We start from the raw sequence: 11,765 nt of genomic DNA, 5'->3' as shown, positions 1-11,765 counted from the left end.
ACAGGCAAAAAAAGGGCCCGCTCAGAGAGCGGGCCTAAATCCGTGATTAGCCTGATGAGGAGATAACCGTCCGTCTCACGACGTTCTGTTATCCAAGCCACCTTGCGGCGACTTGTAGTTAATAATAATCGTTATCATTTACATGTCAAGCAAATTGACTAAATTTAATTCACTGCCAGCTGTTTGTAGTAGGTCAGTTCCCGGTTCATCAGGTCGATCCGTCGCGCCATGCTTTCAATCAGGCTATGGGCGATGCGCGGATTGCTCTGCATCAACGCCAGAAATTGCTCCTTGGGAATCATCATCACCGTGGTCGGCGCACTGGCGATAACCGTCGCTGAGCGTTTCTCCCGGGTGAACAGCGCCATCGCGCCGAATATCTCGTCCTGCTGCACATCACCTACCTTGATCCCCTCGACAAACGCCTCGGCATGCCCTTCGGTGATGATGAACACATGGCCGGCCTCATCGCCCTGGCGGATCAGTTCATCGCCCGGAGCGAAGTGCTGGAAGCCGGTGACCGGTCGTACTTCCAGCGGCTTGCTACGCGCGAGCGCGTCGGACATCAATGCGGCCTGGCCGAGAATGTACTGGGTAAACTGTTCCTGGCGGGTATTGCTGGCGTGGATGTGACGAAACAGCGCTTCGCGATCATAGGGCACCAGTTCCAGCGGCTCTTCGCTCATGTAGACGCAGGGTGCGGTATTGAGCCCCTGGCGCAATCCGATGAGATCGCCTTCCTGGATGTAGAACAACGGCTTGCCATCGATCAGGGCGTGCAGCAGGCCGCTTTTCAACAGGTACAGGTTCTTGCTGCCTACATGGCTGTAGAGGTCATCGATCGCGCCCAGACGAATCGGCGCAGCGCAGGGGGCAAGCCCGTCGAGCAGCTGTGCCGGGATGCGTTGCAGCGTGCTGATCAGCTTTTCTGCATAGGGGGGCTGGTCGCCGATGAGGTACATGACTAATTCCTTTTTTCGCGAGTCCTGAATTGTCGTTACCATACTGCAATTCCTTTTGCTTCTGCCAATGGAAAACGCGCAGCCGTTGGCAAATTCGGCGGTTGGCTGATCCTCGCGTGGCTATCACTTCTGCTGCTCTTCCAGTTGTTGCAACAACTGTTGTTTATAGGTGGGGTCGAGCTGGTTCCAGTGCACATCCTGCAGGGCGCCGGCGATGGCGAACAGCAATGTCCTGGAGGCGCCGAAGCCGCGCGAGCGGACCGCGCAATAGGCGGCGACCGGGCCACGCCGGCGTAGCTCCTCGGTAGTGTGGATACCGGTGGCGCGCAACCATTGAACGGAGGTTTTGCCCAGGTTGCGCAAGCTGAGAAGTTCATTATCGGTCATGACCGCCTCCCGATACGCCGGGACGCGGAGGGCATGATGAGCACAATACGGGTGCCGGCTGGTGTGGCCGGCATCGGTCTGGTTTCTGGCATGGCTTCGGGCTTCTTTTTATTGGTTCCCGAAAATCAGTGTAGTGGGCGCCAGCTGATCCGTACAGCCGGCGTCAGGGTCATATGCGAGCGCGGAGCTGTTCTGTGAGCTGATCGATGCTGTCGCGCTGTTCGGTATTGACGGTCAGGGTAATCTGCAGCTCGTCTTCCTCCAGTGCTTCCAGTTGTTGCAGCTGCTGGCGCACGACATGAATGTCGGCATCGGACGGATCGCCACCCTTGCGCTGCCGTTCGTTCAGCCAGATCTCGATGGTATCCAGCGATGCCTGGCAATGCAGGATCAGGCAGGGCGCGCCCTGTTCCTCGATTGCCTGGCGCACCTGCTGGCGCTGTGCCCGCTGCAGATGCGTGGCGTCGACCACCACCGAATAGCCTGCTGCCAGGATCTGCGCAGCCAGCTGGGCCAGACGGGTGTAGGTTTGCTGGCCCAAATCGGTGGAGTACAGGTCCGTATCGGAGCGGTCGCTGCCGAACAGCCGCTTGCGTTCGACATCGGAGCGCACGCGGATCACACCGAGACGGCTGATCAACTGCTGGCTCAAGGTACTTTTGCCGGAGCCGGACAGACCGTGGGTGAGCAACCCGAAGCGGCGTGGGATTTCGGTGTAGCTTTCGGCCAGGGCGGTATAACTCCGGTAGCGCGCCATGACGTCGGCGCGCTGCTGGTCGCTGAGGTCGGGGTTGAGGCCCAGCAATGCCACCTTGGCCCGTACCATGGCGCGGTAGGCCTTGTAATAACTGAGCACGGGGAGGCCGGCATAATCACCGGTGTGTTCCAGCCAGCCGTTGACGAAGCGCTGGGACAGCTCGGGTAGGCCACGGTCTTCCAGATCCATGGCCATGAAGGCGACGTCGGCCATGACATCGGTCCAGCGGAAGGCGTCATTGAACTCTATGCAGTCGAAGAGGGTCACTTGTCCGGCGAATATAGTGACGTTGTCCAGGTAGATGTCGCCGTGACACTCGCGAATCATGCCGTCGGCCTTGCGTTGTGCCAGTTGGGGAATCAGCCGTTGGAAGGTAGTATGCGCCCATTGTTCCAGTTGTTCGAGTTGCGCCAGATCGGCCGGTTCGCTCAATAATGGCCGGATCTGCTCGAAATTCTGGGCCACCGGGGCATGCACCTGATCCGGCTGACCCCAGGCAGACTCCAGGGGCGCGTGCTCGATCTGCCCATGGAAGGTGGCGAGCGTCGTCGCCAGGGAGTCGATGTGCGATGGAGCCAGCTCACCGGCACGCTGCATATTCCCGAGCAGGTCCTGCTGGCGAAACTGACGGGTCTTGACCATGTATTCGATGATCGGGCCGTCACCATCGAGGCGGGGTGCAGCTTCGCTGCCCCGGACGGCAACGACGTCCAGGTAGAGTTCCGGGGCGAGGCGCCGGTTCAAGCGCAGCTCTTCAGCGCAGAAATGCGCGCGCTTATCGAGGGTGGAATAATCGAGGAAACCGAAATTGACCGGTTTCTTGATCTTGTAAACGAAGTCGCCGGTGAGAATTACCCAGGAAATGTGGGTTTCCATCAGCGTGAAACCGGTAACCGGATGGTCGTACAAGGCCGGGTTTTGCAGGGCGGTCAGCAGTGTCTGGCTCACATTGGGTCCTGTAGTGGCTTGGCAATGCGGGCATTATGCGGGTTGGTCGCAGCGAGGCCAACCATCGCCGCCGTTCGCTGGAGCGGGCGCGGCTAAGCGAGACGTGGAGTGATCAGGGAATTATGGGTAGAAAACGCAGTAAACGAGCTGTGCGCAAGGTTTGCTTCTGGAAACGCTGGTCGGGCCTGCTGTGGAAGCTGGCGATAGTCGGACTGGTACTGTTTGCCGGGTTGGCCGTTTATCTGGACGCCGTGGTGCAGGAGAAATTCTCCGGCAAGCGCTGGGCGGTCCCGGCCAAGGTCTTTGCCCGGCCGCTGGAGCTGTATGCCGGGCAGAAGCTCAGTCGCGATGATTTCGTGACCGAGCTGTCGGCGTTGGGCTATCGCTCGGTATCGGCCGTCAAGCAACCGGGGCAGATGTCCGTGGCCGGCAGCCGGGTGGATGTATATACCCGCGGTTTCCAGTCCTTTGAAGGGTCGGAGCCGGCGCAGCGCATCAGCGTCCGTTTCAGCGGTCAGCAGGTCACGGGATTGTCGGGCAATGGCGAGGTGGTGATGGCCCGGATCGAGCCGCTGATGATCGGCGGCATCTACCCTGCGCACAACGAAGACCGTATTCTCATTCGCCTGGACCAGGCGCCGCCCTATCTGGTGGAGGCGCTGGTGGCGGTCGAGGATCGGGAGTTCTTCCAGCATTTCGGTGTTTCGCCAAAGGGCATTGCCCGGGCAGCCTATGTCAACGTCAGCGCCGGTGGTGTGGTGCAGGGCGGCAGCACATTGACCCAGCAGTTGGTAAAGAACTTCTACCTGAACAGCGACCGCAGTCTGATCCGCAAGGGCACCGAGGCGATCATGGCGGTGCTGCTCGAGCTGCATTACTCCAAAGAAGCGATTCTTGAAGCTTATCTGAACGAGGTGTTCCTCGGTCAGGATGGCCGGCGCGCGGTGCACGGCTTCGGCCTGGCGAGTCAGTACTACTTTGCCCAGCCGTTGCACGAACTGGAATTGCACCAGGTGGCACTGCTGGTCGGCATGGTCAAGGGGCCGTCGCTCTTCAACCCGCGGCGCCAGCCGGAGCGGGCCAAGAAGCGCCGTGATCTGGTCATCCAGATGCTGGAAGAGCAGGGCGTGATCACCGAGGAGCAGGCGGGTCTGAACATCGCCAAGCCACTGGATGTCACGGTACGGGGAACCATGGCGGATACCAGCTACCCGGCCTTCATGGACCTGATCAAGCGCCAGTTGCGTGCAGACTATCAGGATGAGGATCTGACCAGCGAGGGGCTGCGCATCTTCACCAGCTTCGATCCGTTGCTGCAGCTCAAGGCGGAACAGGCGGTGGAAACGGCCTTCAAGCGGCTGGGTGATCGCGCCGGCAAGGAAATGGAGGCCGCCATGGTGGTCACCGGCGCGCAGACTGGTGAGGTATTGGCGCTGGTCGGTGGCCGCAATCCGCGTTTCTCCGGTTTCAACCGGGCGTTGGATGCGTCACGGCAAATTGGCTCGCTGATCAAGCCGGCGGTATTCCTCACCGCGCTGGAGCAGCCGCAGCGCTATTCGCTAATTACCCCGGTGGACGACTCGCCCATTACCTTGCCAGCGGAGCAGGGCAAAACCTGGTCGCCGCAGAACTACAGCCGTGTAAGCCATGGACTGGTGCCCCTGCATGAGGCCCTGTCGCGTTCCTACAACCAGGCCACGGTGCGTCTCGGTGTCGACGTTGGCGTCGACAAGGTGCTGCAGACCGTTGAACGTATGGGCGTGCAGCATAACTGGCCAGCGTACCCGGCCATGCTGCTGGGCTCGGGGGCGATGACGCCGCTGCAGGTCACTGACATGTACCAGACCCTGGCCAGCGGTGGCTTCAATACGCCGCTGCGGGCGATTCGCAACGTGTTGACCGCCGAGGGTGAGCAGCTCAGCCGCTACCCGTTCAAGGTGCAGCAGCGCTTCGACTCGGCAACTATTTTCCTCATGCAGGAAGGAATGTCGCGGGTCATGGCGGAAGGAACCGGGCGCTCGGCCTATAATCAGATACCGTCCGACATCCGGTTGGCGGGCAAGACGGGTACAACCAACGATCTGCGCGATAGCTGGTTCGCCGGCTTCTCGGATGATCTGCTGGCAGTGGCCTGGCTGGGCCGTGATGATAACGGCCAGACGCGTCTTACCGGCGCCACGGGGGCGCTGCAGATATGGAGCGCCTTCATGGCCGAGGCGCATCCGAACAGTCTGTCCGAGGTGCCACCGGGTGATATCGGTTATGCCTGGGTCAACCGCTTGACGGGCGAGGGCAGTGACCCAAGCTGCCCGGATACGGTGCAGATGCCCTTCCGCGCCGGCTCCGAGCCGCTGCCGGGTCCTGGCTGCCGGCCGCTGATTGACACCGCGCCAGTGAAAGAGGGGGCTGGTCGAGTGATGGATGTCATCCGTGGATGGCTGCAATGAACATGAGGAGCAAGGCAATGGATAGTAAGCGAATTGGACTGCTGGCTGGTTGCATCATGATATTGGCAGGCTGTGCCGGTTCGGGAGGCTCCATTCCGGTGGTGGACTCGGGGCGGCCGGTGTCCAATGAGGATATGCAGAGCGGCGCCGGCATGCCGGCGCCAACGCAGCAGCAAACGCAGCCACAGCAAACGGATGGCGGTGTGGTGGTATTGGTGCCAGACGGTGAGGGTGGCTCCAGCGCGGTCGAATCCTATCCGCTGGACAGCGCGCCGATAAGCAGCCAGCCATCCACGCAGACGCCCGCATCGAGCGGGGGGCTGCAGGAGGACGAGCAACTGGCAGGTCCGGTGCTGGCGCTGTTGACCTCGGCCCGGCAACAGGAAAGCGGTGGTGACCTGAGCAGCGCCTCCGCCAGCCTGGAGCGGGCACTGCGCATCGCTCCGCGCGAGCCCCAGGTGCTTTTCCGCCTCGCCCAGGTGCGTCTGGAGCAGGGTGATGCGGCGCAGGCCGAGCAATTGGCCCAGCGCGGTTTGTCTTATGCTTCGGGGCGCCCCGCGTTGCAAGCCAGTCTGTGGGGGCTGGTGGCCGATGCGCGTGAGCGTCAGGGTAACAGTGCGGGAGCAGCCCAGGCGCGTGAGCGGGCCAAGGTGGCACTGTGATGCATCAGTGGCATGCGTTGGCGGACGCCTTGCTGGAACTCGAGCAGGAGCTGCGCGCACTGAGCCGGTGGTCGGCGCAGGCACCTTCGGCTGCTGCGCTATCCAGTCAGCAGCCCTTCTGTGTCGATACGCTGGATTTCGAGATGTGGCTGCAGTGGATCTTCATTCCCCGCATGCTGAGCATTATCGAGAACAACGGACCCATGCCGGCGGGATGCAACATCCTGCCGATGGGTGAAGAAGCTTTCGCTCCGCTCGGCCGTCGCGGTCACGGTTTGCGGGCGACCCTGGGGCGCATCGATCAGTTGGCCGTTGAGCTTGCCGCTCAGGGCTGACGGCTGCAGTTTTCCTGCAGGTCTTCCTGCGCCTGGCTGATCAGCTGCTGGCGCTCATCTTCACCGATTCGCTCTACTTCGCCGGCCTCATTGGTCCGGCGCAGGCGCGGATTGTTGAGCAGGGTCTCGAGATTGCTGCGTACCTTCTCGCAGGCGGCAGTACGTTGTTCAGCACGGGCGCGTTCTTGCCGGCGCTGTTCGGCTGCAGCATCCGCGGCGCTGGTATCGGCTTTCAGGGGCAATGGCGCGGGCGCGCGCAGCTGGCCGCCTGGTGGTGGCGAGGGTTGTATCCTGATCTGCTGGTAATTACTGCCGGTCGGCGGCAACTGGCCGTACTGCATCACTCCGCGTTCATCCTGCCATTGATACATCTGCTGGGCCATGGCGCTGGTGGCCAGCAATCCGAGTGTCAGGGCCGTCAATAATCTCTGCATGTCATTGTCATCCTTGTTATGTGCATCCACCGGTCAGCGGCCTGGCTACTATAGCCAATCACCGGGCGGGCGATACAGCCCATCTGTGAAGATGCGGGCGAGTCAGACTTTTGTACAACTTGGCTTGACTTGTCGCCGCTGAGTGTAAACAATTCGGGGTTCTCATAAGCGCGCTGTTATCGGAGCCTACTCGGCATTCGGGGCGGCACGCTTTGTTGCTCAATCCGGGAGGCGGAATCCCGCATGCTCCTGGCCTGGCCCCGCACGCGCTACCTCGCGCTGGGTGAGACCGTCCGGCTACCTGCAGGGATGTGTCTCCATTGCACGCAGTCAAGCTGTTGCATGACAACCACCGTTGCCAATGCACTGCCGAGCAGTAAAACAGGTATCCTGCCGCTCGCCTGGGGTGAACGGCATGCTAGAGGTGATTCAAAAGTGGAACTTTTATCCGGCGCTGAGATGGTCGTCCGCTCCTTGCGTGACGAGGGTGTGAAATTTATCTATGGGTACCCCGGCGGTGCCCTGTTGCATGTATATGACGCGATCTTCCGCCAGGATGATGTAACGCATGTGCTGGTGCGCCATGAGCAGGCCGCCGCGCACATGGCTGACGGTTACGCGCGCGCCACCGGCAAGCCCGGCGTGGTGCTGGTGACCTCGGGTCCCGGCGCAACCAATACCATCACCGGTATTGCCACCGCCTACATGGACTCCATTCCGATGGTGGTCATTTCCGGTCAGGTGGCCAGCCACATGGTCGGCACTGACGCGTTCCAGGAAACCGACATGGTCGGTATTTCCCGGCCGATCGTGAAGCACAGCTTCATCGTCAAGGACCCGCGCGAGATTCCGGAGATCGTCAAGAAGGCCTTTTATCTGGCCCAGACTGGCCGTCCCGGTCCGGTGGTCATCGATATTCCCAAGGACATGACCAACCCGGCCGAGAAGTTCGAATACAGCTACCCGAAGAAGGTCAAGCTGCGTTCCTACAATCCGGCGGTCCGCGGCCATTCCGGACAGATCCGCAAGGCGTTGGAACTGATGGTTGAGGCCCGTCGCCCGATCATCTATGCCGGTGGCGGCGTGATCATGGGTGGTGCGGCCAAGCAATTGACCGACCTGGGCAAGGAACTGGGCGTGCCGGTCACCAATACCCTGATGGGGTTGGGTGGCTTTCCAGGCAGTGATCGTCAGTGCCTGGGCATGCTCGGCATGCACGGCAGCTACGTGGCCAACGTTGCCATGCACCATGCCGACGTGGTGATGTGTATCGGTGCCCGCTTTGATGACCGGGTCATCAACGGCGCCACCAAGTTCTGTCCGAACGCCAAGATCATTCATGTCGATATCGACCCGGCGTCCATTTCCAAGACCATCAAGGCGGACATTCCGATCGTTGGTCCGGTCGACAGCGTGCTGACCGAGATGCTGGCCATCTCCCGCGAGCACAAGCTGCGCCCGAATGCCGATGTGCTGGCCGCCTGGTGGAAACAGGTCGATGAATGGCGTGGTGACGGCAAGCTGTTCCCCTACGACATGGGTGATGGTTCCATCATCAAGCCGCAGACGGTCATCGAGACCATGTGGGATGTCACCAAGGGCGATGCCTACGTGACCTCTGACGTGGGTCAGCACCAGATGTTCGCGGCCCAGTATTACCCGTTCAACAAGCCTAATCGCTGGATCAATTCCGGTGGCCTGGGCACCATGGGCTTCGGCTTGCCGGCGGCCATGGGTGTGCAGCTGCATCACCCTGACGCTACGGTTGCCTGCGTCACTGGTGAAGGCAGTATCCAGATGAACATTCAGGAGCTGTCGACCTGCCTGCAGTACGACCTGCCGGTCAAGATCATCACCCTGAACAACCAGGCGTTGGGCATGGTGCGTCAGTGGCAGGACATGCAGTACAACAGCCGCTACTCGCATTCCTATATGGAGTCGCTGCCTGACTTCATCAAGCTGACGGAGTCCTACGGCCACGTCGGTATCCGGGTTGATAAGCTGGATGATCTCAAGCCGGCGATGGAAGAAGCATTCGCCCAGACCAAGCGGCTGGTATTCATGGATATCCGCGTGGACAATGCCGAGCACGTCTATCCGATGCAGATTGCAGGCGGATCCATGCGTGACATGTGGTTGAGCAAGACGGAGCGTACCTGACATGAGACACATCATTTCCGTACTGCTGGAAAACGAGCCCGGTGCACTGTCTCGCGTGGTCGGTCTGTTTTCCCAGCGCAACTACAATATCGAGACGCTTACCGTGGCGGCGACGGAAGACCCGACGCTGTCGCGTCTGACGCTGACCACCATCGGTCAGGAAGATGTCATCGAGCAGATCACCAAGAACCTCAACAAGCTGATTGAGGTGGTGAAGCTGGTCAATCTGTCCGAAGGGGCGCATATCGAGCGTGAGCTGATGCTGGTCAAGATCAAGGCCACCGGTGCTCAGCGCGCCGAAATCAAGCGCACCACCGATATTTTCCGCGGCCAGATTGTCGATGTGACCAGTAGTGTGTATACCGTTCAGCTGGCAGGTACGTCTGATAAGCTGGATAGTTTTATCGAAGCGGTTGGCCCGGCGACAGTACTGGAAGTCGTGCGCACCGGAGTGTCCGGCATTGCGCGCGGTGAAAAGGTTCTGAGCATTTAAACAATTGAGCAGTGGTCCGGCGGGACCCGCATAGAAAGGGGATTTACATGCACGTTTTTTATGACAAAGATTGCGACCTGAGCATCATCCAAGGCAAGAAGGTTGCCATCATCGGTTACGGCTCGCAGGGCCATGCCCACGCCTGCAACCTCCAGGATTCCGGCGTTGACGTAACTGTGGGCCTGCGCCCGGGTTCGTCCTCGATTGCCAAGGCTGAAGCCCATGGCCTGAAAGTCACCGACGTGCCGGCTGCCGTCGCTGCTGCCGACGTGGTCATGATCCTGACTCCCGACGAGTTCCAGTCCCAGCTGTACCGTGACGAGATCGAGCCGAACCTGAAGCAGGGCGCCACCCTGGCCTTCGCTCACGGTTTTGCCGTTCACTACAACCAGGTCGTGCCGCGCAAGGATCTGGACGTGATCATGGTTGCTCCCAAGGCGCCGGGTCACACCGTACGCTCCGAGTTCGTCAAGGGTGGCGGTATCCCTGACCTGATCGCGATCTTCCAGGACGCTTCCGGCAACGCCAAGAACGTCGCGCTGTCCTACGCCAGCGGCGTGGGCGGTGGTCGTACCGGCATCATCGAAACCACCTTCAAGGACGAGACCGAAACCGACCTGTTCGGTGAGCAGGCAGTTCTGTGCGGTGGCGCGGTTGAGCTGGTCAAGGCTGGCTTCGAGGTGCTGACCGAAGCGGGTTACGCGCCGGAAATGGCTTACTTCGAGTGCCTGCACGAACTGAAGCTGATCGTTGACCTCATGTACGAAGGCGGTATCGCCAACATGAACTACTCCATCTCCAACAACGCGGAGTACGGTGAGTACGTGACTGGTCCTGAAGTCATCAACGATGAGTCCCGCGCTGCCATGCGCAACGCTCTGAAGCGCATCCAGTCCGGTGAATACGCCAAGATGTTCATCGCTGAAGGCGCGCACAACTACCCGTCGATGACAGCTGCCCGTCGCAACAACGCGGCGCATCCCATCGAGCAGGTTGGTGAGCAGCTGCGCGGCATGATGCCGTGGATCTCTGCCAACAAGATCGTTGATAAGAGCAAGAACTGATTTCAGTTCTTTGAAAAACGCGGCCAAGGCCGCGTTTTTTTATGGGCGGGCCTGGCCGGGACTGGTTATTTGGCGATCAAGTTGCCACACTGTGCAGTCCGGCAAAGTGTCAAGGTAAGCATATGAAAGACGAGCAGCAGCACGATCCACATTTCGATGGCGACAGCCCGCATACCCTGTTGCCGATTGATGAGCATATCGAGGAAATGCCAGGACCGGACGGCAAGAAGGTGCGCCATCGCGGTATCTACCTATTGCCCAACCTGTTTACGACAGCAGCCCTGTTTTCCGGCTTTTACGCCATCGTCAGTGCCATGAATGGCAATTTCTCCCACGCCGCCATTGCCATCTTCGTGGCCATGGTGCTGGACGGGCTGGACGGCCGGGTGGCCCGCCTGACCAATACCCAGAGTGCGTTCGGGGCTGAATATGACTCCCTGTCGGACATGGTCGCCTTCGGCGTCGCGCCAGCGCTGGTTGCTTTCACCTGGGCGCTGGACGATATGGGCAAGGTCGGCTGGGTTTTCGCATTCATCTATGTGGCGGGTGCGGCATTGCGCCTGGCGCGTTTCAATACCCATATCGGCTCGGAGGACAAACGCTACTTCACCGGTCTGGCCAGTCCGTCGGCTGCGGGTCTGGTGGCCGGGATGGTGTGGGCGCTCAACGACTTCGGTATTGATGGCGGCGATATCTCGTTCCTGGTGGGAGTACTGACTGCGCTTGGCGGTTTGCTGATGGTGAGTAATGTACGTTACTACAGCTTCAAGGATCTCGACATGCGCGGCCGAGTGCCGTTCTTCGTCATCCTGCTGGTAGTCCTGGTATTTGCCATTATCTCTACCGATCCGTCCCGAATCTTGTGGTTCATCTTCATTGCCTACAGCGTTTCCGGCCCCATTCAGGCCGTCTGGCGCTGGCGGCGTCGGGAAGCCTCGGCAACTGAATCCGAGAAAGTTGATAAACCCTCTTGACGGCATCGCTGAGGGGCCTATAATGCGCCCCTCGCAAGTCGCTGAGCTTTTCCAAAAGCCCAGGCCAATCAATAAGTTAGCGATAACTTGAGGGTTGACAGACAAGCGAAACGGCGTAGAATGCGCCGCTCACTGAAGAGGC

General features: G+C 60.2%; 11 protein-coding genes. 7 read left to right on the top strand and 4 right to left on the bottom strand.

The window, feature by feature from the left end; all coding sequences use genetic code 11:
- Positions 1 to 164: 164 nt before the first annotated feature.
- The 3 genes from DHB74_RS16170 to DHB74_RS16160 all read right to left on the bottom strand — a co-directional run bounded on the left by DHB74_RS16170 (position 165) and on the right by DHB74_RS16160 (position 3,054).
- Positions 165 to 962 (bottom strand): cyclic nucleotide-binding domain-containing protein, encoded by a 798-nt coding sequence (locus DHB74_RS16170; RefSeq protein WP_036993083.1) that lies wholly within the window; start codon positions 960 to 962, stop codon positions 165 to 167.
- A gap of 123 nt (positions 963 to 1,085) precedes the next feature.
- Positions 1,086 to 1,349 (bottom strand): TfoX/Sxy family protein, encoded by a 264-nt coding sequence (locus DHB74_RS16165; RefSeq protein ID WP_036993081.1) that lies wholly within the window; start codon positions 1,347 to 1,349, stop codon positions 1,086 to 1,088.
- Between the two features lie 169 nt (positions 1,350 to 1,518).
- On the bottom strand, positions 1,519 to 3,054 hold the full coding sequence (locus tag DHB74_RS16160) for a bifunctional aminoglycoside phosphotransferase/ATP-binding protein (RefSeq protein WP_499162027.1): 1,536 nt from the start codon (positions 3,052 to 3,054) through the stop codon (positions 1,519 to 1,521).
- Positions 3,055 to 3,176: 122 nt separating this feature from the next.
- On the opposite strand from DHB74_RS16160, the gene mrcB reads away from it, so the two are divergent.
- From mrcB to DHB74_RS16145, 3 genes are read left to right on the top strand one after another with little or no spacing between them, the layout of a single operon-like run.
- Positions 3,177 to 5,501, top strand: coding sequence for a penicillin-binding protein 1B (mrcB, locus tag DHB74_RS16155; protein ID WP_499162025.1), 2,325 nt, complete (start codon positions 3,177 to 3,179; stop codon positions 5,499 to 5,501).
- 17 nt (positions 5,502 to 5,518) lie between these two features.
- Complete coding sequence (locus DHB74_RS16150) at positions 5,519 to 6,163, top strand: tetratricopeptide repeat protein (protein ID WP_499162023.1); 645 nt, start codon at positions 5,519 to 5,521, stop codon at positions 6,161 to 6,163.
- A complete protein-coding gene (locus tag DHB74_RS16145; RefSeq protein ID WP_036993073.1) occupies positions 6,163 to 6,498 on the top strand; it encodes a YqcC family protein in 336 nt (111 codons plus the stop codon). Before DHB74_RS16150 ends, DHB74_RS16145 begins: the two co-directional genes overlap by 1 nt.
- Here the strand turns inward: DHB74_RS16145 and DHB74_RS16140 are convergent.
- On the bottom strand, positions 6,489 to 6,932 hold the full coding sequence (locus tag DHB74_RS16140) for a DUF4124 domain-containing protein (RefSeq protein WP_036993251.1): 444 nt from the start codon (positions 6,930 to 6,932) through the stop codon (positions 6,489 to 6,491). The genes DHB74_RS16145 and DHB74_RS16140 overlap by 10 nt on opposite strands.
- Positions 6,933 to 7,367: 435 nt before the next feature.
- Here DHB74_RS16140 and DHB74_RS16135 point away from each other — a divergent pair, with 435 nt between their 5' ends.
- From DHB74_RS16135 to pssA, 4 genes are all read left to right on the top strand, one after another.
- Positions 7,368 to 9,092, top strand: a complete 1,725-nt coding sequence (locus DHB74_RS16135; RefSeq protein WP_074779289.1) for an acetolactate synthase 3 large subunit — start codon at positions 7,368 to 7,370, stop codon at positions 9,090 to 9,092.
- Between the two features lies 1 nt (position 9,093).
- Positions 9,094 to 9,585 carry an acetolactate synthase small subunit gene (ilvN, locus tag DHB74_RS16130; protein ID WP_036993070.1) on the top strand — a complete coding sequence of 164 codons (492 nt, stop codon included), beginning with the start codon at positions 9,094 to 9,096 and terminating at the stop codon, positions 9,583 to 9,585.
- Between the two features lie 47 nt (positions 9,586 to 9,632).
- Positions 9,633 to 10,649 (top strand): ketol-acid reductoisomerase, encoded by a 1,017-nt coding sequence (ilvC, locus tag DHB74_RS16125; protein ID WP_036993068.1) that lies wholly within the window; start codon positions 9,633 to 9,635, stop codon positions 10,647 to 10,649.
- Positions 10,650 to 10,771: 122 nt separating this feature from the next.
- Positions 10,772 to 11,623, top strand: a complete 852-nt coding sequence (gene pssA / locus DHB74_RS16120; RefSeq protein WP_036993067.1) for a CDP-diacylglycerol--serine O-phosphatidyltransferase — start codon at positions 10,772 to 10,774, stop codon at positions 11,621 to 11,623.
- Positions 11,624 to 11,765 lie beyond the last annotated feature (142 nt).

Origin of the sequence: Pseudomonas sp. G11-1, from assembly GCF_024031555.1 — a bacterium.
In the GTDB taxonomy this organism is placed as follows: domain Bacteria; phylum Pseudomonadota; class Gammaproteobacteria; order Pseudomonadales; family Pseudomonadaceae; genus Halopseudomonas; species Halopseudomonas bauzanensis.
This window is presented reverse-complemented; position numbering and strand designations above follow the sequence as displayed.